At 69.5% G+C, this 23837-nt stretch carries 20 protein-coding genes and 2 pseudogenes; 8 read left to right on the forward strand and 14 right to left on the reverse strand.

The annotated features are described in order from the left end of the window. From IEZ21_RS44740 to IEZ21_RS44750, 3 genes and pseudogenes are all read right to left on the reverse strand, one after another. Window positions 1-440 (reverse strand): annotated as a pseudogene (locus tag IEZ21_RS44740) (RNA-guided endonuclease TnpB family protein); the annotation flags it as partial. A 189-nt stretch (window positions 441-629) separates the two neighbouring features. Next, complete coding sequence (locus IEZ21_RS44745; RefSeq protein WP_189327553.1) at window positions 630-1748, reverse strand: fatty acid desaturase family protein; 1119 nt, start codon at window positions 1746-1748, stop codon at window positions 630-632. A gap of 7 nt (window positions 1749-1755) precedes the next feature. After that, a complete protein-coding gene (locus IEZ21_RS44750; RefSeq protein ID WP_189327554.1) occupies window positions 1756-2811 on the reverse strand; it encodes a ferredoxin reductase in 1056 nt (351 codons plus the stop codon). 86 nt (window positions 2812-2897) lie between these two features. On the opposite strand from IEZ21_RS44750, the gene IEZ21_RS44755 reads away from it, so the two are divergent. After that, the gene (locus IEZ21_RS44755; RefSeq protein ID WP_189327555.1) at window positions 2898-4037 is read left to right on the forward strand and encodes a PucR family transcriptional regulator; all 1140 of its coding nucleotides are present in this window, start codon (window positions 2898-2900) and stop codon (window positions 4035-4037) included. A 102-nt stretch (window positions 4038-4139) separates the two neighbouring features. Here the strand turns inward: IEZ21_RS44755 and IEZ21_RS44760 are convergent, their stop codons facing one another. Continuing rightward, the gene (locus IEZ21_RS44760) at window positions 4140-4886 is read right to left on the reverse strand and encodes an IS6 family transposase (protein ID WP_189327579.1); all 747 of its coding nucleotides are present in this window, start codon (window positions 4884-4886) and stop codon (window positions 4140-4142) included. A 500-nt stretch (window positions 4887-5386) separates the two neighbouring features. Further along, on the reverse strand, window positions 5387-7006 hold the full coding sequence (locus IEZ21_RS44765; RefSeq protein WP_246568887.1) for an IS4 family transposase: 1620 nt from the start codon (window positions 7004-7006) through the stop codon (window positions 5387-5389). Window positions 7007-7118: 112 nt separating this feature from the next. Here IEZ21_RS44765 and IEZ21_RS44770 point away from each other — a divergent pair, with 112 nt between their 5' ends. Further along, complete coding sequence (locus IEZ21_RS44770) at window positions 7119-7835, forward strand: IS5 family transposase (protein ID WP_189327556.1); 717 nt, start codon at window positions 7119-7121, stop codon at window positions 7833-7835. Here IEZ21_RS44770 and IEZ21_RS44775 read toward each other — a convergent pair. Beyond that, the gene (locus tag IEZ21_RS44775) at window positions 7807-8277 is read right to left on the reverse strand and encodes a hypothetical protein (RefSeq protein ID WP_189327557.1); all 471 of its coding nucleotides are present in this window, start codon (window positions 8275-8277) and stop codon (window positions 7807-7809) included. The two genes, IEZ21_RS44770 and IEZ21_RS44775, sit on opposite strands and share 29 nt — an antisense overlap. Window positions 8278-8678: 401 nt before the next feature. After that, a complete protein-coding gene (locus IEZ21_RS44780; RefSeq protein ID WP_189327558.1) occupies window positions 8679-9041 on the reverse strand; it encodes a hypothetical protein in 363 nt (120 codons plus the stop codon). Window positions 9042-9258: 217 nt separating this feature from the next. Here IEZ21_RS44780 and IEZ21_RS44785 point away from each other — a divergent pair, with 217 nt between their 5' ends. From IEZ21_RS44785 to IEZ21_RS44805, 5 genes are all read left to right on the forward strand, one after another. Further along, entirely contained in the window at window positions 9259-10419 is a 1161-nt protein-coding gene (locus IEZ21_RS44785; RefSeq protein WP_189327581.1) for a sensor histidine kinase, read from the forward strand. Then, on the forward strand, window positions 10416-11084 hold the full coding sequence (locus IEZ21_RS44790) for a response regulator (RefSeq protein WP_189327559.1): 669 nt from the start codon (window positions 10416-10418) through the stop codon (window positions 11082-11084). The genes IEZ21_RS44785 and IEZ21_RS44790 overlap by 4 nt, the downstream gene beginning before the upstream one ends. Window positions 11085-11360: 276 nt before the next feature. Next, window positions 11361-12056, forward strand: coding sequence for a DnaE2-dependent mutagenesis accessory factor ImuA' (imuA', locus tag IEZ21_RS44795; RefSeq protein ID WP_246568889.1), 696 nt, complete (start codon window positions 11361-11363; stop codon window positions 12054-12056). A gap of 6 nt (window positions 12057-12062) precedes the next feature. After that, entirely contained in the window at window positions 12063-13589 is a 1527-nt protein-coding gene (locus tag IEZ21_RS44800; RefSeq protein ID WP_189327560.1) for a DNA polymerase Y family protein, read from the forward strand. Next, entirely contained in the window at window positions 13582-15432 is a 1851-nt protein-coding gene (locus IEZ21_RS44805; RefSeq protein WP_189327561.1) for a PHP domain-containing protein, read from the forward strand. The genes IEZ21_RS44800 and IEZ21_RS44805 overlap by 8 nt, the downstream gene beginning before the upstream one ends. Before the next feature lie 144 nt (window positions 15433-15576). On the opposite strand, the gene IEZ21_RS44810 is transcribed toward IEZ21_RS44805, so the two are convergent. From IEZ21_RS44810 to IEZ21_RS44830, 5 genes are all read right to left on the reverse strand, one after another. After that, window positions 15577-16419 (reverse strand): alpha/beta hydrolase, encoded by an 843-nt coding sequence (locus IEZ21_RS44810; RefSeq protein WP_189327562.1) that lies wholly within the window; start codon window positions 16417-16419, stop codon window positions 15577-15579. Between the two features lie 107 nt (window positions 16420-16526). After that, the gene (locus IEZ21_RS44815) at window positions 16527-17240 is read right to left on the reverse strand and encodes an ABC transporter ATP-binding protein (protein ID WP_189327563.1); all 714 of its coding nucleotides are present in this window, start codon (window positions 17238-17240) and stop codon (window positions 16527-16529) included. Further along, a complete protein-coding gene (locus IEZ21_RS44820; protein ID WP_189327564.1) occupies window positions 17237-18067 on the reverse strand; it encodes an ABC transporter ATP-binding protein in 831 nt (276 codons plus the stop codon). Before IEZ21_RS44820 ends, IEZ21_RS44815 begins: the two co-directional genes overlap by 4 nt. Beyond that, on the reverse strand, window positions 18064-19326 hold the full coding sequence (locus tag IEZ21_RS44825; RefSeq protein ID WP_246568891.1) for a branched-chain amino acid ABC transporter permease: 1263 nt from the start codon (window positions 19324-19326) through the stop codon (window positions 18064-18066). The genes IEZ21_RS44820 and IEZ21_RS44825 overlap by 4 nt, the downstream gene beginning before the upstream one ends. 546 nt (window positions 19327-19872) lie before the next feature. Further along, a complete protein-coding gene (locus tag IEZ21_RS44830) occupies window positions 19873-21183 on the reverse strand; it encodes an ABC transporter substrate-binding protein (RefSeq protein ID WP_189327565.1) in 1311 nt (436 codons plus the stop codon). 251 nt (window positions 21184-21434) lie between these two features. Here IEZ21_RS44830 and IEZ21_RS44835 point away from each other — a divergent pair, with 251 nt between their 5' ends. Further along, on the forward strand, window positions 21435-22235 hold the full coding sequence (locus IEZ21_RS44835) for a hypothetical protein (protein WP_189327566.1): 801 nt from the start codon (window positions 21435-21437) through the stop codon (window positions 22233-22235). A gap of 9 nt (window positions 22236-22244) precedes the next feature. Here the strand turns inward: IEZ21_RS44835 and IEZ21_RS49050 are convergent. Further along, window positions 22245-22417 (reverse strand): annotated as a pseudogene (locus tag IEZ21_RS49050) (IS630 family transposase); the annotation flags it as partial. A gap of 364 nt (window positions 22418-22781) precedes the next feature. Further along, window positions 22782-23783: a hypothetical protein gene (locus tag IEZ21_RS44840; protein WP_189327567.1), complete on the reverse strand. Its 1002-nt coding sequence runs from the start codon at window positions 23781-23783 to the stop codon at window positions 22782-22784. Between the last annotated feature and the right edge of the window lie 54 nt (window positions 23784-23837).

Here is a 23837-nt window from a genome sequence, read left to right on the forward strand (position 1 = left end):
GAGGCGGTGAACGCCACGTCCTTGACCCGCCCGGAGACCGTCCAGATCGACACCCGCCGCTCGGCGATCTGCCAGGACAGCATCCGGTCGTCGTAGGGCTGCGCGCCCTGCGGGCGGAAGGCGATCGGCTTCTCGGTCGCCCGACGGTAGCGCTTCGAGCCGGGCCGTCCCAGGTTCCCGGCCTTCCGGTTCGCCCTGAGCGTGGTGTACGCGTCGCACGTCTTCTTGATGACGTGCTGGGCGGCCTGCGCGCCCAGCTGCCACCGGGTCTTCACCTCGCTGTAGGCGAGCTTGCGCAGCGCGAAGTTGTTCTTCACATCCTTTTCGAAGGCGAGGCGGCTGGCCCAGGTCGCCGCCTCGTTGCAGGCGCGCAGGGTCGCCTCAAGTGCCGCCGCCTGTACGGGCGTCGGCAGCAGCTTGACCTGCACCACCAGCTTCACAACCGGGACGCTACCCGGCCAACCCCGGGCCTCGCATTCGAACACGGGAAACTCTCACCCGCCCGCCTGCCCGGCTCTCCACGCCGGACACCGCCGCGGTGCTCCGCACCGCTCGCGCGGGGATGCGATTCCTCCCGGGCGCGAACGCCCGGGGTTCCTCGCAAGGATCCGCTGAATCAATACCGGGAATCAGGCGGCAACGAGTTCCTGCTCGCGGTCCGGCGTTTTGACCTTGGGCTTCTTGTTCGGCAGCGAGAGCCGGAAGACCTTGTGCCACGCGGAGAACACCTGCTTGGGCAGCGGGCCGGTGACGTACTCTAGCTCGTACTTCTCGAACAGCGCGCGCACCTTCACCGCGACCTCGGCGTACCGGTTGCTCGGCAGGTCCGGGAACAGGTGGTGCTCGATCTGGTGCGACAGGTTGCCGGTCATGAAGTGCATGGCCTTGCTGCCGCTGATGTTCGCCGAGCCCATCATCTGGCGCAGGTACCACTGGCCGCGCGTCTCGCCCTTGATCGAGTGGCGCTCGAAGACCTGTACGCCCTCGGGGAAGTGCCCGCACATGATCACCGAGTGGGTCCAGATGTTGCGGACCAGGTTCGCGGTGAACGTGGCGGCGAGCGTGGGCAGGAACGAGGGGCCCGACAGCAGCGGGTGGATCACGTAGTCCTTGAGCACCTGCTTGCGGATCTTGCGGCCCACGGCCTTGGCCCGCGCGCGGAACTCCGGGTTCTTGCGGCGGCGCTTGTGCAGGTTCTTGCCGAGCTCCAGGTCGTACGCGGCGATGCCGTACTCGAAGAAGCAGGCGTTGAGGAAGTTCCACAGCGGCTGGCCGAGGTGGAACGGGTGCCACTTCTGGTCCTCGTCGACGCGCATGATGCCGTAGCCGAGGTCGTTGTCCTTGCCGATCACGTTGGTGTATGTGTGGTGCAGCTCGTTGTGCGAGTGCTTCCACTGCTCGGACGGCGAGACGTGATCCCACTCCCAGGTGGTGGAGTGGATCTTCGGGTCCCGCATCCAGTCCCACTGACCGTGCAGAATGTTGTGGCCGATCTCCATGTTGTCCATGATCTTCGCCACGGACAGCCCGGCGGTGCCGAGCAGCCACGCGGGCGGGAAGATCGAGAACAGCAGCACGCCCCTGCTGACCAGCTCGAGCTTGCGCTGCGCCGAGATGACCTTGCGGATGTAGGCGGCGTCTTTCTCGCCGCGGTCTGCGAGCACCTCGTCGCGGATCGCGTCCAACTCGCGGCCTAGCTCCTCGATCTGTTCCGCGGTCAGGTGGGCGGTGGGGTCGATGGCGGTCAAGGTGCTCCTACCGTTCGATGTCGCAGGGGCCCGCCGCGGCGGACACGCAGGTCTGGATGAGGACGCCCGGCTCGGCCTCGGTGATCTCGCCGGTGCGCAGGTCGCGGACGGCGCCCGCCTTGAGCGGCGTGACGCAGCCGAAGCAGATGCCCATGCGGCATCCGGAGGGCATGAGCACGCCGGCCTCCTCGCCGACGTCCAGCAACGGCGTGGCGCCGTCCGCGTCGACGGTCTTGCCGGTGGTGCTGAACGTGACCTGGCCGCCGTCGCCGGCGACGACGATGCTGGGGCGGAAGCGTTCGGTGTGCAGGCGCTCTTGGACGCCGTGCTCGGTCCAGTGCTCTTCGGCGGCGTCGAGCAGGCCCGCGGGCCCGCAGGCCCAGGTCTCGCGCTCGGTCCAGTCGGGCACGAGTTCGTCGAGGCGGGCGATGTCGAGTACGCCGTCTGTGTCGGTGTGCACCTCGGTGAGCCGCAGCTTCTTGTCCGCGACCAGGTCGTGCAGTTCGTTGCGGAAGATCACGTCTTGCGGCTGTGGCGCGGAGTGGACCATGACGACGTCGTCGAACTCGGTGTCGCGCAGCATGCCCATCACGGGCGTGATGCCGCTGCCGGCCGTCAGGTAGAGCACCTTGGCGGGCTTGGCCTGCGGCAGCACGAAGTCACCGGTCGGCTGGTCGAGCTGGATCAGCGTGCCCGGTTTCGCCCTGCGGACCAGGTGGTTGCTGACCTTGCCGTCCGGGATCGCCTTCACGGTGATCGTGACGCGGCCGTCCTGGCGGTTTGTCGGCGAGGTGATGGAGTAGGCACGCCACAGGCGCACCCCGTCGACGTCGACCCCGATCCGCACGTACTGACCGGCTGTGTGGCCGCGCCAGCCCCGTCCTGGCCTGATCACGATGGTCGCGGCGTCCCCCGTCTCGGGGTGCACGGCCTCGATGCGCCCACGCAGGTCAGCGCCCGCACGCAGCGGGCCGACCAGGTCGAGGTAGTCCGACGGCAGCAGCGGCGTCGTGACCATCTCCAGTAGTTTCCACGCCCTGCTGCGGAGGGCTGCACTCGTCATGACTCCAGCTTGATGCGCCTCAAGGCGTAAAGTCCTGACCGCAGGACGTAAATCTGGTCGGCTGAATTGTTCGCAGGGAACAAAACGTGAGCCATGCAATCCGGAGGGCCAGCGAACTGGCCCTGGATGAGACGACGGTCACCGCACTTCGGGCCGCGCTGAAGACCACCGCCGACGAGGTCGTCCAGGCGATCATTGACGAGGTCCCTCCCTACGCCAACGCCCTTTCGGGCCGCATGGGCGCCACCATCCGCCGAGCCGTCCGCACCGCCCTGGGGCACTACCTGGACCTCGCGAGCGGGAACGCCACAGGCGGCGACGCCGGTGACGCAGCCTACGAGCTGGGCCGCGGCGAGGTGCGCGACGGCCGTTCGATGGACGCCCTGCTCGGCGCCTACCGCGTCGGCGCCCGCGTGGCCTGGCGATGCCTGGCAGCGGGTGCCGTACCCGCAGGTCTGCCCGCCGCCGAGGTCGCCAAGTTCGCCGAGCTGACCTTCGCCTACATCGACGAGCTCTCCGCCGCGAGCGCCGCGGGCCACGCCGACGAACTGGCCGCCCGGGGCAGGGCCCACGAGCGCCACCTGGAACACCTGGCCCGCGACCTCCTCGCCGGCGCGAGCCGGGACGTGCTGCGGGCCTCTGTTCAACGGGCCGGGTGGCAGCCTCCGGTTTCGCTGACCGCGGTCCTGCTGCCCGCCGCCCAGGCCCGGCCTGCCTACCGCGCGCTCGACCCGAGCACCCTCGTCCTCGACGATCTGCCGGATGCCATCGGTGTGCTGCTCGTCCCCGATGCCGACCGATCATATCTCTTGAGGCAGATGACCGACCGCGCCGCCGTGGTCGGCCCGGCTCGGCCATGGACTCGTGCGTCCGCCTCGTACGCACGAGCCGTACGCGCGCGCTCCCTGTCCTCTGATATTCGCGACACCGAGGACCACCTGCCCGAGCTGGTGCTGAGTGCCGACGTGGACGCGTTCGCAGACCTGCGTGCCCGAGCCCTCGCACCGTTGCGGGCCTTGCCTGTCGCCACCGCGCGGCGGCTGGAGGAGACGTTGCGGGCGTGGCTGCTGCACCAGGGCAGGCGGGACGAGGTGGCGGCGGCGTTGTTCGTCCATCCCCAGACCGTCCGGTACCGGATGTCGCAGCTGCGGGAGCTGTTTCCGGATCTCGCATCGCCACACCGGGTCCTTGAACTGACGCTGGCGGTCGGTCTTCGGGTCAGCTGACGCGTACTTCGACCGTCCACGACCGGGCGTTGTCACGTTGTTGGGTGCGGGGTTGTCTGACGGTGTGCCGGGGCGTGGTGGAGTCGGGTTCCGGTTGTGTGTTCACGGCGCGGTGGGCTGGCCGGCAATGCCGGTGATCTGCTCCCAGATCGCGAAGCGGACGGTCATCTCGGCTCGATAGTTGGATGCGGGGATCAGATGACGGCGGGGCCGGAAGTGGGGCGAGATGCCGCTGAACGCGGACAGGAACCGCTGTGCTGCGACGCTGCGGAAGCCCTTCATCGCCCGTTCGCGCTGCCGGGTGGGCTGGTGGCTGTTCTCCGCCCGGTTGTTCAGGTACTTCGACTGCCGGTGCCCGACGGAGGGCATGACCTCCCGGCGGGCCGTGCCGTAGGAGCGGAGCCTGTCGGTGACGACCATCCGCGGCACCGTGCGGGTCTTCTTCATCAGTCTGCGGAAGAAGCGCCTGACCGCGGCGGTGTCCCGGCGGCACTGCACGAGGACGTCCAGCACGTTGCCGTCGGCGTCCACGGCCCGCCACAGGTACTTCTGCTCGCCGTTGGTCTTGATGAAGACCTCGTCCAGGTGCCACTTGTCCCCGGGACGGGGCCGGCGGCGGCGCAGTCCGTTGGCGTAGGTCTGGCCGAACTTGGCGCACCAGCGGCGGACGGTCTCGTAGGAGACGACGACACCCCGTTGGAGCATCAGCTCCTCAACCTCGCGCAACGACAGCGGGAAGCGGTGGTACAGCCACACGCAGTGGGAGATGATCTCGACCGGGTACCGGTGCCCCTTGTACGACTGTACGACGGCGGCGCGCTGTCCACGGACGACCCCTTCCCGCGTGATCAACCCGAAGATCACCCCACCCGGACAGCCAACGTGACAGTGAGCTGTACTGAGATTTGTGGAGTCCCCGGACTGTCCCGAGTTGGGTGGAGTCGAGTTGCTTGGTTTCAGAAGCCTTCCGCTTATCGCTCGGCAGGCTTGATCAGTCGAACAGGGTTCCTGTTCGGGTGATCTCTCGGTGGTCGGGGCATAGCGGCAGGGCCTCCTGGTAGCTCGGGGTTGCGATCCCAACCGAGCAGCACCAGGAGGCCCTGTGCCGCAGTCTTTCGTGCTCGCGTCCGTGGAGTCCAACGCGCAGTCTCCGGCGTGTGACTGTCTCGCGCACAGGTTCGGCAACGCGGCCGACGGGCCGGACCGCGTCCGGTGTTACAACTCCGACCTGACGGAGGCGGAGTGGCAGGTCATCCGGCCGTTGCTGCCCGTTCCGGCGTGGCTTCAGGGGCGGGGCGGGCGGCCGGAGGGCTACTGCCACCGCGTGATGCTGGACCAATGCCACGAAGTTAAGAGCCCAGCGGCGGTGTCAAGGCATCAGGGAGAGTGATCTTGTAGGTGTTCGGCGCGGTGCGGATGAGTCGGCCGTTGCGAGCCCAGTAGCAGAGTTGCGCGGTGAGGCTGCTGAGGGGGCGCCCCGAGGCGGGAAGCCCGAGATGCCGCGCGATGTCCCGGGTGTGCATGGCCCGGTTGGAGTTCGCGGCCAAGAGCTGGCAGACCTGGCCCCAGCGGCCGGAGAGGGCCCGGCTCGGGTCCTGCGTGCTGGGCAGGGCTGGTGGGTGCACGGCGATCTCGATGGCGGTGATCGGTGTGCTGGCGCGTGGACGGCCGTCGCGGTTCCAGATGTTGTAGCGGGAGGTTCCGCACTTGACGATGCGGGCGGACAGTCGCATCCGGCGCCCGGGGAGCAGCGCGTGCAGGACGCGGGCGCCGATGTGTCCCACCAGGTCGGAGTGGCTGCTCGGCCCTGAGGCCGCGGTCGTTGCGACCAGGCTGACCACCGTGTCGCGGGCGGCTTCCAGAGCGACGGTGAAGCCGGCTCGGTCGGGATCGCAGCCGGGCATTGTCTCCACCGCGGTCACCATGACTGAGCGCAGGGCCTGGTAGAGGGTGAGCAGTCCCCACATCTCCTGGTTGAGGCCCACCGGGTCCTTCGAACGCAGGACTCGGCCTTTGAGCAGGGTGTGACGGAGCGCCAGGTAGGTGATCTCGATCTCCCAGCGCTCGTGGTAGAGGCGCACCAGGTGGTCGGCGGGATCGGTGCGGTGGTCGTTGAGCGTGGTCAGCAGGCGGTAGGTGCCGCCGAAGTCACCGCCGCCGGCGGTGCGGGAGTGGATCTCGGCCTCGATCACCCGCAGCGGGAGGCCGCCGATCCGGGTCAGGTAGGAGCCGTCGGGCAGCAGCGCCAGCACCGGCGGTCGTCGGGTGCTGGTGGCGCGTATCAGGAACTGCGCCCCCTGAGCTGCGATGTCTGCGAGCAGATTGTTGCTGTCGAAGGCGCGGTCCGCCAGGAGGAGCATGTCCGGGGTCAGGTGGCCGGTCAGGTCGTGGGCGTAGTCGGTCTCGCCCTTGGAGGCGGGGCCGAAGACCGCTGCGATCAGGCCGCGGGTGCCTGTTTCGCACAGGGTCATGAGCATCAGCCGGGGGTAGCCGGTCGGGCCGTAGCGGCGTTCGGTGCGGCCGAGCCAGGACCGGTTGCGCTCGTGGTCGGGGACGGACAGGCTCCCGCAGCCGTCGAAGGCCACCGTGCGCCAGCGGCGGTAGCGCACTCCGGGTGTGGACGGCTGGGCCAGCGGGCCGGCCAGCACGTCGAACAGCCGCTTGAGCGGGGCCACCCCGACCCGCCGACGCAGATCGCGAAGTGCCTTCTCCGACGGCTGCGGCACCCGGGCGGCCAGTCCGGCTGCGAGTTTGCCCCACACCAGTCCGGTACCCAGATGCTCGAACAGTCCGAGCGCGAGCACGAAGTACACCCCGACGCGAGAGGGGAGGCTCCGAAGTCGTCGCTCGCGAGCCCCGCTCTCCTCCAGTACCGCATCCACCAACTCGGGCGGGATGACCTGCGTCAACTCGCCGATATGACCAGGCGCGAACACGTCATCGGTTCCGCCCCGGACAGACTTGGCCACAGGGCCTCTGCTTTCTCAGGAAGATCTTGGTCGATCCCCTGGATAGCAGAGGCCCCTCCCGCATCCCGCCACGCTTGACACCGCCGCTGGGCTCTTAACTTCGTGGCATTGGATGCTGGACGCAGTGCGCTACGTGGTCGACAACGGCGTCAAGTGGGCCAACCTGCCCCGTGACTTCCCGCCGTACCGGAGGGTGCACGCGTTCGCCCGCCGCTGGCAGGTGACGGGCCTGCTCGCCGAGCTCCACGACCGGCTGCGCGACAAGGTGCGCCAGAAGGAGGGCCGGACGGTGGACCCGACGGCCGCCATCGTGGACTCGCAGTCAGTGCGGGCGGCTGCGAACATCCCCCGCCCGACGACCGGCTGGGACGGCGGGAAGAAGGTGGGCGGACGCAAGAGGCACCTGGTGGTGGACTGCCTCGGCCTGGTCCTGGCCGTGGCGGTGAGTGCGGCGAACGTGCAGGACCGCGACGCCGCCGTCCCGCTGCTCGACAGGCTGCGCAGGCTGTACTTCTCCCTCCGCCTGGTGTGGGCGGACGGCGGCTATGCCGGCAGCCTGGTCGACTGGGCCCGCGAGAACCTGCGCCTCACGCTCGACATCGTCAAACGCACCGACGACACCAGGGGGTTCGTGGTGCTGCCGCGCAGGTGGGTGGTGGAAAGAACGCTGAGCTGGCTGATGCGCTCGCGTCGTCTGGCGCGCGACTACGAGACGCTGCCCGCCATGCACGAGGCCATGGTGCTGTGGTCGATGACCATGCTCATGAGCGGTCGCCTGGCCGGACGCCGGCCGGGCGCCTTCAGCCGGCCGACGTCCCCAGCGCGGTGAACACCCCCGGCCGCGTCTGGAACGCCCACCCTCGCTCCACCAGGCGTTTCGCCTTCGACCGCAGCCCCTCGACCTTCGCCGGGACCGCCTGAAGGCCCAGGGCCGCGGCCAGTTGCTGACACCGCATGCCCTCCCGGCCCGCATCCGACTCCAACACGGACATGATCCGCTGGTAGTCCGCGGGCAGGACCGACACCGCCATCCCCTCGGCCCGTCGCGGCACCACCGACCCCGCCACCGTGCTCCCCACCGGCTCCACGGCCACGGAAGGCGGCCCGGCCAGCACCTCGGCCACCGTCACACGCGCATCCGCAAGACGCTGAAGTGCGCGTTCCGCCTCACCGAGCGCGGCCTGCACCCGCTCGGCCTCCTCCCGCAGTCGTGCCACCTCTTCCCGGACCTTCTTCTCCCGGGCCTCCAGCAGACCGAGCACCGACGGCACCCGCCACCTCCACAAGCGAGACGAACGGACGAACCACGCCCGTCTCTCCCGCCACGGACCGGAGTTCATTCCCAACCAGCTCGAACCAAACGATCACGTTCGGAAAGCGGATGGCGTCTCAGGCCCTAGGCACGGCGGCGAGCTCGGACACCTTGAATTCCTTCAGACGCTCTGCCAGGACGAGATCGCCGCCGCGACACCGTCGCCTACACCGGGCGCAGTTCGAGCAGCAGGTCGCCCTGGAGCAGAACGCAGGACCGCAAAAGATCCCCGCACTCCCGATAGATCCACGAGTGCGGGGCCTTTGTGCGGCTCATGCCTTGAGGGGCCGGACTGCTTCCCCTGCAGGGTCGAGCAGTGCTGCGACGCCCCCTTGTCCCTGCTTCCCCCGGTCCGCGGCGCTATGCCACGTAGAGGTACGCCCTGATCTCGGTGCCGTTGGCTACCCAGCTGAACCTCGTGGTGGTGTTCTTCGGGCACGCCTTGGCATCCTTGCGGCCGCTGCCGTCCGTGAAGCTGCCAAAGGCCTTGATCCAGGCGCACTTTCCGTCAGCATCCGTGTCCCTTACCCAGCCGTCGATGTAGACCTTGCTCCCCACGCACTCGATCGACCACGAGGCCGCGCCGCCGTCGGTCTCGGGGGAGAGAGTTGCCGGGCATGCTGCGGTCGTCCCCGTCGATCCGGCGGAAGCCGGCGCGGCCATAAGCAGGCCCGCCGTCAGCGCGGCTCCGGTCGCGGCTGCCAACTTCGTGGAAATGGTCATGTTTCCTCCATTGAACGAGCTGATGTGTCCCTGTGCCATGACGGTAGGGGCGGCGGCGCGGCTGTCGCGTCCCGTGGCGGGTGGAACTCCCGCCCCACCGCGCGCGGTAGCCGCGCGGACCCTGCGACTTCCGCGGTGGTGGTTCCTGCAACTTCCGTGGTACCGCGGAAGGTTGACGCCGCCGCGCGGGCACCGGCGTTACGCTGCGGCGATGTTCATGCGTACGCCCCGGCCGTTCGTCGTCGACACCCTGTTGGCGCTCGTCGTGGTCTGCGTGGCCGTCCGGCTGGGACAGCAGTCGGTGGCGCGGGGCTGGCCGGAACTCGACGCGCGTGCCTATGTGCTGCTCGCCCTGGCGCATCTGCCCCTCGCCCTGCGGCGCAGGGCACCGCTCGTGGTCTTCGCGGCCGTGCAGGGCGCAGGGGTCGCCTACGTCAGCCTGGGGTACTGGCCGCTGTTGTCGGTGTTCGGCGCGGCACTCGTCCTGTACACGGTGGCGTCGGTGTGTCCGGCACGGATCGCCATCGGCTGCGCGGCCCTGTCGAGCGCCAAATGGGTGTACGGCGGTGTGGTCAGCGACAGCCGGTCCGCTGGGCTGGCCGTCATCGAGGCGCTGCTGTGCTGCGCCGTGCTGGTGTGGTTCGGCACTCTGGCCCGCCGCTCCACCAAACTCGCCCGGCAGCTGCGCGTCGAGCAGGCCGAGCGGGCCCGCCGTGAGGTCGCCGCCGAACGCGGGCGTATAGCACGGGAGTTGCACGACGTCGTCGCCCACCACATGTCGGTGATCTCCGTGCAGGCGGGCCTGGCCCGGTTCGTCCTCGACTCCGATGCCGCCACGGCCCGCGGCGCGCTGGGCACCATCGAGGACACCAGCACCGAGGCCCTGGAGGAGCTGCGGCGCATGCTCCATGTCCTGCGGGAACACGATCCGGGCGGCGCCGATTCAGCCGCCCCCATGCCCACCCTGGCCCGCCTCGATGACCTGGTCGAGCGCGTGCGGGCCGCAGGCGTCCTGGTCGAACTGAGCATCCAGGGCACCGTGCGCCCGCTTCCGCCCGGCGTCGAGTTGTGCGCGTACCGCGTCGTCCAGGAGGCCTTGACCAACGTCCTCAAACACACCCGCCATGCCGATGCGCAGGTGCGGCTCCAGTACCGGCCGCACCACCTGACGGTCAGCGTCACCAACGACGGAGAGAAGATGATTTCGGACAACGTCCCCACCGGCGCCGGACACGGCTTGATCGGCATGCGGGAGCGCACCAAGCTCTACGGCGGGACGATCAGCGTCGGCCCACGCGCCGAGGGAGGGTTCGCGGTCCGCCTGAGTCTGCCGACATCGGCGACCGGCGCACGGTGGGGAGAGGAACGCAGAAGATGACCAGAGTCCTCGTCGTCGACGACCAGTTCCTCATCCGCGCCGGGCTCGTCGGTCTCCTCAACGCCGCACCCGGCTTCGAGGCCGTCGGCGAGGCGGGGGACGGCGAGGAGGCCGTGCAGGTGGCCGCCAAGACGCGGCCCGACGTGATCCTGATGGACATCCGCATGCCCGGCATGAACGGCATCCAGGCCACCGAGCACATCCTCGCGGACGCGGCCGACCCCGCGCCCCGAGTGCTGGTCCTGACCACCTTCGACCTCGACGAGTACGTGTACGGGGCGTTGCGCGCCGGGGCATCCGGCTTTCTGCTCAAGGACTCAGGACCCGAGCGGCTGCTGGCAGCGGTGGCCGCGGTCGGAGGCGGCGACGCACTCTTCGCGCCCAGCGTGACCCGCCGGCTGGTCGAGGCATTCGCGCACCAGGCCAGGTCCGCGCCCGGCACCCCACCCTCGCCGGACCTCGGCACGTTGACCTCCCGCGAGGTCGAAGTCCTCAAGCTCATCGCGCGCGGCCTGTCCAACCCGCAGATCGCCGACCGGCTCTCCATCAGCGAAGCGACGGTCAAGACCCACCTCAACCGCACCATGACCAAACTGGACCTGAACAGCCGGGCCCAGGCGGTCGTGATCGCGTACGAGACGGGGCTGGTGACACCGGGAGAGTAGGCGGGCCACGCGGCACGCGACCGCAGACACTGTCGGTTGCACCGCGCCGGGCGCCTTTGTCGCCACGTACCCGTGACGCATGTAGTGGTTCCCCCACCGTCGCCCAGACACCAGGCCTCAGCAGCCACTCAACCTTCGGTGAGAAAACCTAGCGGTCACCAACCTTCGATGACAACGCTCAACCTTCGCTGCGAGAGGTCACCAACTATCGCTGCGAGTACAGGAACACGTGCTGTCGCTCTTGATTCACTAGAACACATGTACGAATATCAAGCCGTGACTGCAAGACCGGTGGCGAGCGTGCGAGCGGGGGGCGGCGCCGACGGGCCGGCGTCGTCCTCGCCGCTGAGTGCTCTGCTGCCGGGCGGGCGGATCCGCCCGGGCACGGCGGTCAGCGCCGGCGGGGACATGCCGCTGCTGCTGGCGCTGGCGGCGGAAGCCTCCACGGAGGCCGTCGGCTGGGCGGCGGTGGGCCTGCCGCAGATGGGGGCGCTGGCGGCCGAGGCGGCGGGGCTGGACCTGGCGGGCGGTATACGGATCGACGACCCGGGCCGGCAGTGGGCGCAGGTCCTGGCCACCGTCGCCGAGGCGGTCCCCGTCGTCCTGGTCGGCCCGCTAGGAGCGGTGCCCGACCGGATCGCACGGCGGCTGGCCGCCGTGCTGCGGCGCAGCGGAACGGTCCTGCTGGCCGCCGGCCCGTGGCAGGGGGCCGAGGCGCGGCTGCGGGTCGTCTCCGCACGGTGGGAGGGCGTGGGTGACGGGCACGGTCTGCTGCACGGTCGCCGGGTGAGGGTGGCGGCTGCCGGGCGCGGTGCCGGGGCCGCGCCCAGGTATGGCGAGATGTGGCTGCCCGGACCTGACGGCGCGGTCGCGCCGCTGTCCCAGGAGGGCGACGCCACCAACACGCCCGCACCCGCCGCAGCGACGGGTGCCGGGCGTGAACGGCGTCCGGTCCTGCGCGTGGTGGGGTGACCCGCGGTGGGCAAGGGCCGCGTTCTCGTCGGCTGGATCCCCGACCTGCCGGTGCTCGCCAGCGGGGCACGCTCGGCGGAGGCGGTGGCGGTCGTGCACCGGGACGCGGTGGTGGCGTGCTCGGCGGCTGCCCGGGCGGCCGGGGTGCGGCGCCGGATGCGGCTGCGCGTGGCGCTGGCCCGCTGCCCGCAGCTGCACGTTGTCGAGCGGGACCTGGCCGCGGAGATGCGCGCCTTCGAGCCGGTCGTCCGCCATGTGGAGGACACGGTGATGCCGCGTCTGGAGGTGATCCGGCCCGGCCTGATCGCCGCGCCGGCTAGGGGGCCGTCCCGGTACTGGGGCGGCGAGCGGCAGCTGGCCGATCGGCTGGTGGCCGCCGTCGCCGAACTCGGCTTTCCGGCCCGGGCGGGCCTGGCCGACATGGTCTTCACGGCGGCGCTCGCGGCCCGCGCCGGACACATCGTGCCCGCCGGGGCCGACGCGCAGTGGCTGGCCCCGTACCCGGTGGGCGTGCTCGGCCTGCCGCGCCTGACGGAACTGCTCACACGCCTGGGCATCCACACGGTCGGCCGGTTCGCGGCGCTGCCCGAGAACAAGGTCGTGGCCCGCTTCGGCGCCGAGGGCGCGGCCGCGCACCGCACCGCCCGCGGACAGGAAGCACGTCCCCTGTCCGTACGGACCAGTACCGACGAGCACACCGTGGCGTACGGGTTCGAGCCCGCCGAGCAGCGCCTCGAACCGATCGCCTTCGCGGCGAAGGCGATCGCCGAGCAGCTGCACGACCGGCTGGCGGTGGCCGGCGCGGTGTGTGCCCGCCTGGAGGCCGGCGTCGAGCTCGCCGACGGCCGTACCCTGACCCGGCTCTTCCGCCATGAGGGACGGCTGTCGGCCCTCGCGGTGGCCGAGCGGGTACGTGGCGTCCTGCAGGCCTGGGCCGACGCCGGCGCTCTCGATGCCGGTGGCGAGCGCGGCATCGTCCGCCTGGTGCTGCGGCCGGAGCGGCTGAGCGCGGCTACGGGCCATCAGACCGCGCTGTTCGGCGAGAGAGAGACCCCGGAGGAAGTGGAGCGGGCCGCCGCCCGGGTGCAGGCGATGCTCGGTCACCGATCGGTGGTGCGCGTCGAGCTCGGCGGCGGCCGGGGACCTGCCGAGCGGGTCCGGCATGTGCCGTTCGGCGACGTCGACACGGGCCGCCGCCTGCCGGCCGGGCCGTGGCCGGGACAGCTGCCCGCCCCGCACCCCGCCACCGTCTTCCCGACCTGGCTGCCCGCCCAACTCACCGACGACGCCGGACAATCGGTGACCGTCTCCGGCCGCATGGCCCTGTCCGCCGCGCCCGCCCACCTTGTCGTGGAGGGGCACGGCGAGGCCAAGGTTGCAGGGTGGGCCGGACCGTGGCCGGTGCTGGAGCAGTGGTGGGATCGTGCACGCTCCCGCCGGATCGCGCGGATGCAGATCGCGGCCGCCGACGGCGGCGCCTGGCTGCTGGTGATCGAGCACGGCCGGTGGTGGGCGGAGGCCCACTATGGATGACCACCACCGCGCGCCCGTCCTGCCCCTGCCCACGGCTCACCGACGCCGTACGACGGTGGGGGAGGGGAACACGGCCGAGCCGGGCTGGGCCGAACTCCACGTCCACACGGCCTTCAGCTGGCTGCAGGGAGCCGCGCAGCCCCACGAACTGGTCGCCGAAGCATCCCGCCTGGGCATCACCGCGCTGGCCGTCACCGACCGCGACGGCCTCTACGCCGCCCGCCGCCTGGCCGAAGCCGCGAAAACGGCCGGGATCGGCACCGTCTACGGCGCCGAACTCACCCTGAACGACCCCGAGCTGGGCACACCGGTGGTGCTCGCCCGCGACCTGGAGGGATACCGCCGCCTCTCCGCGCAGATCAGCGCCGCCCAGCTGGCCGGCGCCAAGACAGCGCCCCGCTACGACCTGCAGGCGCTGTCCGCGGCCGCGGCCGACGGCCACTGGGCAATCCTGCCCGGCTGCCCTGGCCCGGACGTCGACCGGCGGGACGTGAGCGCGGTCGCCCACCGGCTGCAGCGCCTGGTGGAGGTGTTCGGACCCTGCGTGTACGGCGAACTGGTTGACCATCACCTGCCGCAGGACTCGGTCGCGATGGACGTGATGGTGGTCGCCGCGCGCCGCACCGGCTGCCCGCTCGTCGCCACCGGCGCCGTCCATTACGCCGCCCCGCGCCAAGCCCGCCTGGCCCAGGCGCTCGCCGCGCTGCGCCGCCGCGAGGACCTCGACCACGCCGCCGGCCACCTGATGCCCGCCCCGACCGCACACCTGCGCAGCCGCGCCGAAATGCACCAGGCCCTCGCCCGCTACCCCGGGATCCTGGAGACCACGGTCGAACTCGGCCACGCTCTGGTGATCGACCTCGACGAACTGCGCCCGCAGCTGCCGGACTTCGACGTCCCCGCCAGCCACACCCCCGACACCTGGCTGCGCCGGCTCGCCGAGGAGGGCTGCACCCGCCGCTACGGCCCGCGCGCCGACCCGGCCGCAGCCGCCGCCTGGCGGCAACTCGATCACGAGCTCACCGTGATCGCCGATCTCGGCATGTCCGCGTACTTCCTCATCTGCTGGGACGTCGTCCGCTTTTCCCATGAGCGCGGCATCTGGTGCCAGGGACGGGGCAGCGCCGCGTCGTCGGTGGTCTGCTACGCGCTCGGCATCACATCCGTGGACGCCCTGCGCCACGGTCTGCTGTTCGAACGGTTCCTGCACGCCGCGAAGGCCGATCCGGACATCGACATCGACTTCGAAAACGCCCGCCGGGAAGAAGTCATCCAATACGTGTATGAACGATTCGGCCGTCAGCATGCCGCCCAGGTCGCCAACGTGATCACGATGCAGCCGAGGCTGGCCGTGCAAGAGGCGGCCAGGGCGCTCGGCTATCCCATCGGCCGTATCCGCGAGATGACCCGGCACATCCACCACGAGCCCCCGGCCCCCGACGCCGACGTACCCCAGGACGTACGCGAACTCGCCGCGCAACTCCACAAACTGCCACGGCACTTGGGCGTGCACTCCGGCGGCATGGTCCTCACCCGACAGCCCATCGGTGAGGTCATGCCCGTGGAGTGGGCCACCGCCGAAGGCCGCTCAGTTTTGCAGGGTGACAAGGATGATGTGGCCGCCGCCGGACTTATCAAGATCGATCTGCTCGGGCTCGGGATCTTGTCCGCCCTGCACAGCGCGTGCGATCTGATCGCCGAACATCACGGCGTGCGCTTCGATCTCGCCTCGATTCCCCAGGATGACCCGGGCGTCTACCGCATGATCGCGCGCAGCGACACCATCGGCGTCTTCCAAGTCGATTCTGTGTCAACTCCAGCCGTGTTGTCCTCGGCCTGCTGACGGTCAGCAAGAGCGGACGGCGCCATCCGGGCCCGGATAATCTGGCCGCCCGCCATGCGCCGCTCTTGCCCACGCGCGTCTGCGCTGCCGTGGCGGAGGCCGGTGGCGGGCGGCGGGGAGCGGATCACGCTCGTGCAAGGGAGGTCAGCGGGGCAGGGCGTGGTTCAGCCAGGTCAGCAGGTCGTTGATGACCTCCTGCCTGTTGGTCTCGTTGAACAGTTCGTGGCGGGCTCCCGGATATGTTCGGTACGTGATGTCCGTGACGCCGGCCGTGCGGTAGCGCTTGACCAGCAGGTCGCTGAGCTGGAGTTGTTCGTTGAGTGGGTCCATGTCTCCGACCATGACGCAGATGGGCAGCTGGGCCGGAACGCCTTGGGGATCGGCGAGTGTGGGCGATGCGCGGGCGAGGTCCGCCATGCCCTGGGCGTCGAGGCTGAAGCCGCACAGAGGGTCCGCGAGGTAGGCGTCGACGGCGCGCTCGTCGCGGCTGAGCCAGTCGAACGGTGTGCGGGCGGGCTCGAACGCCGCATTGAGGGCGCGCAATGGGTCTTCTTCGGTGGTCTGTCCCGCGAGCATGACATCGACCGCTGTGGTGCCGGTCAGCGCGACAGCGTTGATGAGGGCGGCGTGCCGCAGTATGTACTGCTGGGCGGCGAAGGACCCGAGGCTGTGGCTGATCAGTACCAGGGGGAGGCCTGGGTGCCGCTCGTGGGCGATTGCCGAAAGGGCGGCCAGGTCTTCGACGAGCCGGTTCCAGCCGTTGTCACCGAGATGGCCGGGCGAGGCGTGTCTGCTGAGTCCGTGTCCGCGGTGATCGTTGGCGTAGATGGTGAAGCCCTGATCGGTCAGTGCCGCGGCGAGCGGCGCGTAGCGGCTGGCGTGTTCTCCCATGCCGTGGGCGATCTGCACTACGGCACGCGGCGGTGTGTTGGGCCGCCATTCGTGCACGTGGATCGTGACACCGTCCGTGCTGTCGAAAGTGAACAACGCAACTCCTGATGTGGGGATCCGGGCAGCTTCGAGTGCCGGGCCGGGTGTCCTGAGTGGTCGGCCGTGGCTGAGAGGCCGTGTTTGAGGTCCGGGGGGCGGATGGATCAGACGGGGTGTTCGCCGAGATAGCCGGCGACGATCCTGGCCTGGTCGGCATCGAGTTCCCGGGCCGCGGCGTGGGTGGTGATTTCGCCGTGGGAGAGGACGTAGCCGTGGTCCGCGACCTCGAGGGCCAGGCCGACGTGCTGTTCGACGAGCAGTACTCCGCAGCCGGAGTCGTCCGCGTAGCGCCGTACGACGGGGAGCAGCTCCTCCACGATGATGGGTGCCAGGCCGAGGCTGAGTTCGTCGAGCAGAAGCAGTTTCGGGCGCCGGGTCAGTGCGCGCCCCATGGCGAGCATCTGTTGCTCGCCGCCGGAGAGCAGGCCTGCCCTGCGGTCCTTGAGGCGGGACAGGACAGGGAAGTAACGGTAGGCGGCGGCCTCGTCCAGGCGCTCTCCCCGATGACCGAGGCGCAGATGTTCCGCCACGGTGAGACCGGAGAAGATGCCCCGTCCCTCGGGGACATGGGCTACGCCGAGACGGGCGCGGGTGGCGGCCGGGATTCTGTCGAGGGGCGAACCGGCGAAGGTGACCGTGCCGGCCATGGGGCGCAGCAGTGCGGAGATGGCCTTCAACGTGGTGGTCTTCCCGGCTCCGTTGGCTCCAAGCAGGGCGACGACTTGTCCCGCCGCCACGGTCAGGGCGACGTCGCGGATGACAGGTGCACCGTCGTATCCGGCGGTGAGTCCCCTCACCTCGAGAACAGGGGTGCTCATGATGGCTCCGGTGTGGTGGTGACGACCTTGGACGGGCCGTCGGCGGATGGCGTGCCGCCGTGCTGCCGGGAGGCAGCGGTGGGCTGGACCGCGGAGGCCCCCAGGTAGGCGGTGATGACGGCCGGGTCGGTGCGGACCTGCGCGGGTGGCCCGGAGGCGATGACCTTGCCGAATTCCAGGACGACCACGTGGTCACAGATGCCCATGACGAGACTCATGTCGTGGTCGATGAGGAGCAGTGATGTTCCGTCGTCCGCGATGGCACGCAGGCGGCGTCCGAGTTCGGCGCTCTCCGCTGTGTCCAGCCCGGCAGCGGGTTCGTCGAGGCAGACGACGCGCGGTCCGGCGGCCAGGGCCCGGGCCACGCCGACGAGTTTGCGCTGTCCTTGGGACAGCTGGTGGGCCGAGGCGTGCGCGAGATCCTCAAGCCCCAGGGCTGACAGGGCCTGTGCGGCGGCGGAGTTGGGCGACACGCGGCGGCCGAGCGTTTCGCCGAGAGCTCTCCACCAGCTCGGCCGGTCCGCCGTGATCTGAAGGTTCTCCGCGACCGTGAGGTCCTCGAAGAGCTCGCTGCTCTGGAAAGTACGGGCGAGGCCGCGTCGTGCTCGCGCGTGCGGCGGCAGACCGGTGAGGTCCTGGCCGTCCAGTTTCATCCGTCCACGCGCCGTGACGAGGCCGGTGACGGCGTCCACGAAGGTGGTCTTGCCGGCGCCGTTCGGACCGATCAGCCCGACGAGTTGGCCTTGCTCGACGTCCAGGGACACCTCGCTCAGTGCGTGCACCCCGCCATAACTGACACTGACCGACTGGACCGACAGTACGTTCACGAGGCGACCTCCGTGGTGTCGAGCGCCGCGGGTGCGTGGTGCTCCCCGGCGGGGTGAGTGCCACCCGGCGTACTCACCTGGGCCGCGGCACGTGCGGCTCTCTTCGCCGTCCTGCGGCGGTGGGTGGCGCCCGCGATTCCGTCGGGGTTGGCGATCAGCGTCACGATCAGGGACACCCCGCCGAACAGCAGCGCCCAAGTCCCCTTGATCCCGAACCATTTGTCCAGCGCGTGCGGCAGCAGTGCCTCGGTCGACATCAGTCCCGCGATCACGGCTCCGGACACCATGGTGATGCCGCCGATATAGGCGAAGCCGATGAGGCCCAGAGCGGCCAGCGCGGTGAACCGGGCCGCGCTGACAGAGCCGAAGTTGTAGCCGTACAGGGTGCCGGCGACGCTGGCGATGAAGGAGCTGATGGCGAAGGCGGCGATCTTCACGGCCCGTACGTCGACTCCCGCCGCCGCCGCGGCCCGTTCGTTGGAGCGGACCGCGAGCATGCGTCTGCCGAGACCGGTGCGCCGCAGATGGGCGACGTACATTCCGAGAACGACGGTGACGGCCAGCACGAGGAATCCGAACATGGGGCTGGGCTCGTTGCCGTCCAGACCGCGGAAGTCCGCTCCCGGGCCGAGGTTCACCCCGAACAGGCGAGGCGGGGGTACGGACACACCGGCGGTGCCGCCGAAGGAGGTGTTGCCGAACAGGGCCTGTTCCATGGCCAGGGCGGCGGCCAGGGTGACGACGGCGAGGCTCACACCGCGGACCCGGAGGGCGGAGATACCCGCGGCCACGCCGAGCAGTGTGGCCAGCAAGGTGGCGCCGAGGGCGTCGAAGGGGAAGGGAATGCGCAACTGGACCGCGAAGTGGGAGAGGGCGAAGCCAGCAGTGCCGGAGATGGCCAGCTGCATCACGGAGATCTGTCCGACGTAACCGGTGATGACGACGTACGACAGGACGATGACCATGCCGATCATCGAGTTGGTGAGGGCCTGACGGAAGTCGAAGGGCAGTACCACCAAGGCTCCTGCGGCCACGACCGCGGCCAACAGGGCGGGACGTAGCAGCCGTTCGGGCAGGGGGACGGCGGGCAGTCTCTGTTCGATGGCTTCCCCGCGGCGCGGCAGGCCGGCGCCCCGGACGTACAGGGCGACCACCATCAGAACGAAGACCAGCAGCTGCTGAAGGCCCGGCATGGCGTTGCCGTTGTCGGTCGGGAACCAGCTCTGCGTGGAGAGGTAGTACACGATCGACTGCAGCACTCCGATGAGGATGCCCGCCGTGCAGGCGATCCACAGCGACGTGAACCCGGCGAAGAGGGCGGCGGCGAGAGCGGGGACGACCTGGAGAGGGAGGGTGATGGAGTCGACCTGGACGATGGGCGCGGCCAGGACGCCGAGCGACGCGGCGAGACGGTGCGCAGCGGCCGGAACACCGCCACCTCTATGAGCACTCCGACGGCGAGCGCGGCCACGAGCGCTCCGATGAGAGCGGCCACGGTCGGCAGGGTGAAGCCGAAGAAGCCAGAGGTGAGCGCCCAGAAGATGTAGGCCGAGGCCATGGCGACGGCGCCGGTGGACAGGTTGATGATGCCCGAGCCCCGGTATGTCACCACGACGCCGAGCGCGATACCGGCGATCAACGCTCCCTGGCCGAGTCCGAGCACGGCGAAGAGCAGGATCTGATCCATGCATGACTCCTGTCACGACTGTGGGAGTCCCGTGCCGACGGTGCTCCGTTGGGGAGGGACGGCTGCACCGTCGGCACGGGGGTGAGCCCGAGGGCTCGTGGGAGGGTGAGAGCGGGGCTCACTGGGGCGGGCGAATCCAGTCGGTCAGCGGCTTGAACTGGCCCTTGCCCTGGTACTGGTAGAACCGCGCCTGGTCGTTGCAGACCGCGGGGGCGTCCTTGTACTTGCCGCACTTGACCTCGGCAGCGCCCATGATGACCGGCCCGGTGAACTTCTTCAGCTGCTCGGTGACCGTCGCGGGGGTGATCTTGTCGGGGCCGACGGCGTTGAAGATCTTGGCGTACGTCAACACCGTGCTCCAGCCCAGCGGTGCGAAGACCTTGGCCGCCGTGTCCTTCTTCAGCCCCACCTGTGCCGAGGCGGTCAGGAACGCCTTGGAGTCGGCTGCCGAGGAGTCGGCCGTCAAGGTCTGGGCGACCCCGTACGTCCAGGCGGGCAGGTCGCCGCCGAGGCCCTGGGCGACGTCCGGAGACATGCACAGGGGGGTCGCGACCACCGGCTTGGTGACCCCCAGCTGCTTCAGGGCCTTGGCCACGCCGACGCATCCGGAACCGATGGTGATGGGCACGACGACGTCGGCCGTGCTCGCGCCCGCCGCGGTGACCGGGCCGATGAGATCGGTGGCCTGGGCGTCGAATCCGACGGACTTCACCTTCAGACCGGCGGCCTTGAGGCCCTTTACCGCCGCGCTGGAGGCGATCTTGTCTCCTGGCGTGTTCGTGTGGATCACCGCCGCGGTCTTCGCCTTCAGCACGTCGCGGGAGTACGTCCCCCAGGCGCCGAAGATGTGCGGCAGGTCGCCGAAGGTGCTGAAAGTGTTCTTCGCCGTGGGCATGGTCGGGCCCGTCGCCACCCCGACCAGCACCGGCTTCTTGCCCGCGACCACGGCGTTGAAGGAAGCGTCACCGAGGTAGAGATTGCCGACACCGATGGCGGAGACACTCTTGTCGCCGAGCAGTTGCTGGCCGCACTTCTGCCCCTCCTCCTCTGCCGACACCACGGTGCAGACCTTCAGTTCCAGCGGATGCCCACCGATCCCGCCCAGCTTCTCGTTGACGTACTTCACGGCGGCGCGGGCGCCCGCGGTCGCCTCGGGGTTGCCTCCAGGGCCGCCCTCCACGTTCACCCAGCCCAGGCCGACGGGGGAAAGGCTCTTGTCGGCCTTTGCCTCCTTCCCCCCGACGTAACGCAGGTAGTCGGTCACGACGGCGCTCGACGGGCGGGAGTCCGCAGCGGAGGAGGAGGCCTGCGAGCCGGCGGTCGATGTCGATGCGGGTGTGCTCGAACCTCCGCACGCCGAGATGCCCAGCAGGGACGTCGTGACGGCGGAGACGAGGACCAGTCTTCGGGGACGTGAGGTTGCGGGCATGCGGGGATCCTCCGTGATGGGAACAAGGGCAGGGCGGTGCCCGGCGGGGCATGCGGAAGGAGAGGCGGAAGGCAGCGAGAAGTCTGTTGGCGGACCGGGGTGACCGGTGCGGAGGCACGAAAGGCCTGCTCATTCAGCCTTTCGAGCTTTCGTAACTTTCTTACGGAGCTGGAATCTAGGTGTAGGCTTTGCGCCGTGTCAACGCCTTGGTGACACCGAATTAACGATCATGCAATGGGGAGGGGCAGGGCATGACAACGGAAGCTGGGCGGCGCCGGCTCCCGCGGCGTTCCCTTGAGGAGACGCGGGCGCTGATGCTCGAAGCGGCCACCAAGCTCGTATGCGCCGGCACGGGTGACACCAGTGAGGCAGCCGTCTCTGCCGCCCTCGCCCATATCCGCGTGAAGCAGGTCACCGAGGAAGCCACGCGCATCATGCGGGAGCGGCTGGGCGACGGCCGGGCACCGGCGATCACGACCGGATCGATCTACCAGATCTGGCCGGCACAGGCGGATTTCCAGGCGGAACTCCTTTTCCACCTCACCACCCGCCAGGCCGAGCTGGTCCCGAGCCTGCCGGACAGCATCCGCCGCTTCGAGGAAGCAATCGACAACGGCATCACGTGGCAGGAGGCGCTCAACGACGTACTCACCCACAACCACGAGAACCACCGCGTCGACCCGATCTACCGCGTGATGCTCGGCTTCTACGCCAGCGCGGCCAACCCGCGTGTGCGCGAGGCTCTGGGGCATTACGGCGATTCGTTCACCAAGGTCGCCTGTGAGGCGTACCAGGCCCTGCTCGACGCCTACGGACTGCGGATGCGCGCGCCCTACAAGGTCGAACACCTCGCCACCACTCTCGCGGCCCTGCTCGACGGCTTCCATATGCGTTGGATCGCCGGATACGCCGATCTGGACGACCCGGAGCGACAGGACGGCTGGTCCCTCCTGACCCGGGCCGCCGTCACGCTGTTCGAGCAGTTCACGGAGCCGACACAGCCGAGCGGCACCACTGGGCACGTCGAGGCGACCCCGAGCACACCGACGTAGCGACTACGAAAAGCCGTCCGCCGAGAAGTCATGGATCACGTCCCGGACCCAGTCCGCGCTGGTCAACGACACCTCCGCGATCTTCGCCGCCGGCATGCCCGCACGGATAACAGCACCATCCGGGCCCGCGCTCACATCACTGCCGAACCGGTGCCCCTGCGGATGAACCACAACAACCGCATGCCCTCATCGTCAGAAATGTAGCCCTTCACACGCTCAGCGACCTGCGAGTTCACCAACACCCGCACGGGGCGTTCTTGAGTGGGCTTGGTCAGGGGGTCTTGGGGGGTCGCGGAGATCGTTCCCCAGGACGGGAGTGATCGTTCTCCAGATGAGTTACGCCGCCGCCCTGCGGCGAGGTGGCGTTGACTCATTCGATGTGTCTGTCGTGGACCTCGAGAGTGAGGTGGGGCCACGAGGTGGCGAACCGGGTCAGGTCACCGGCGGTCGGGATGGCCGCCGCGGGTAGTGACTCACTGGGAAGGAACTGAACGGTGGTCCCGGTCGTGCCGTCGTGGGCGATCGGCGCCAGGCCGGTCACAGTGTTCAGGCGGTGAAGGAGGTCTCGGCGGGGACCTGGGCCGCCGTTTCCGCGGAGGCTCCGCGCGGGGGCAGGCCGTGGCGCTTGCGGAAGTACGTGGAGAAGTCCTCGTCGAGACGGCGGATGCCATCGGACCGGTCGCGGCGTTCCTGCCGTGTCTGTGTCTCCATCGCCTCCTGGTAGTTGGTCGTGGGATCCGGCAGTAGGGTCTGCTGGATGCGCAGGGCCAGTCCCGTGGTCTTCAGGAGCAGGGCCCGGACAGGTGCGGGGGGCGGGGTCATGCCGTGGACCCGCCAGGTGGTCGGGTGCATCGTCGACGTGGCCAGAGCGCGGGCCAGGCCGTGCAGTGGCCTGGGGAAGTTCCGGTAGGCGAACTGGTCCAGGATGGCCAGCGTGACCCAGCGGCCCTCGTCGTTCTCAGGCCAGGGCCGGTTCTCGAACTCGTCGACGAAGGCCATCAGGGAGTCCCAGTCCTCAGGCATGTCCATGATCGTGTTGCCGTGCTCGTCGGTGAAGAGCTTGGACATCTCGAACCAGAAGCGGTGCGCGGCGATCTTCTGCTTCTCGGTGTACCCGGGCAGCCCCAGTTTGAGGTTGAAGCGATGCAGGGCTGCGGCGCTGAAGCAGAGGGTGTAGACGTAGTCGTCCATGTGGGCGAAGCTGCCCGGATAACGCTTGGCGTGGAAGGCGTGCAGCTTGTTGATGCCCTCCACCGACTTCTGCGTTTTGGGGTGGTGCGGGCCGTAGTGCCACCAGAGGAGATTGTTGCGGACAGTGTCCTCCACGCGCTGCGTAGCCCGCTCGAGCACCTTGCCGTCCCCCTTGTTCCACAGCGGCTGAGCCCCGTGCCGAGGGACGTAGAAGTGCGGGAACAGGTGGGTGTAGACCAGGTTCAGTGCGAAGTCCGTCAGGCCGTAGGTGCTCGTCAGGCGCCAGATCTCCACGTAGTCGGTCTCCGGATCCAGCTGTTCGATCCGCTGGGCGATCCACCTGCGCGGCTGCTTCATGATCGTGTCCTTTCCGGGTCTTTCATCCCGTGCACGCCACCCTTCCGGCAGCCA

Origin of the sequence: Streptomyces flaveus (genome assembly GCF_014647675.1) — a bacterium.
Classification (GTDB): Bacteria; Actinomycetota; Actinomycetes; order Streptomycetales; family Streptomycetaceae; genus Streptomyces; species Streptomyces flaveus.

Excerpts from the sequence above, each read along its gene's own strand:
- IEZ21_RS44750 (WP_189327554.1), bottom strand. The coding sequence starts at position 2,811 with ATGACGAGTGCAGCCCTCCGCAGCAGGGCGTGGAAACTACTGGAGATG.
- IEZ21_RS44770 (WP_189327556.1), top strand. The coding sequence starts at position 7,119 with ATGCTGGACGCAGTGCGCTACGTGGTCGACAACGGCGTCAAGTGGGCC.
- IEZ21_RS44780 (WP_189327558.1), bottom strand. The coding sequence starts at position 9,041 with ATGACCATTTCCACGAAGTTGGCAGCCGCGACCGGAGCCGCGCTGACG.
- IEZ21_RS44785 (WP_189327581.1), top strand. The coding sequence starts at position 9,259 with ATGCGTACGCCCCGGCCGTTCGTCGTCGACACCCTGTTGGCGCTCGTC.
- IEZ21_RS44790 (WP_189327559.1), top strand. The coding sequence starts at position 10,416 with ATGACCAGAGTCCTCGTCGTCGACGACCAGTTCCTCATCCGCGCCGGG.
- IEZ21_RS44805 (WP_189327561.1), top strand. The coding sequence starts at position 13,582 with ATGGATGACCACCACCGCGCGCCCGTCCTGCCCCTGCCCACGGCTCAC.
- IEZ21_RS44815 (WP_189327563.1), bottom strand. The coding sequence starts at position 17,240 with ATGAGCACCCCTGTTCTCGAGGTGAGGGGACTCACCGCCGGATACGAC.
- IEZ21_RS44830 (WP_189327565.1), bottom strand. The coding sequence starts at position 21,183 with ATGCCCGCAACCTCACGTCCCCGAAGACTGGTCCTCGTCTCCGCCGTC.
- IEZ21_RS44835 (WP_189327566.1), top strand. The coding sequence starts at position 21,435 with ATGACAACGGAAGCTGGGCGGCGCCGGCTCCCGCGGCGTTCCCTTGAG.
- IEZ21_RS44840 (WP_189327567.1), bottom strand. The coding sequence starts at position 23,783 with ATGAAGCAGCCGCGCAGGTGGATCGCCCAGCGGATCGAACAGCTGGAT.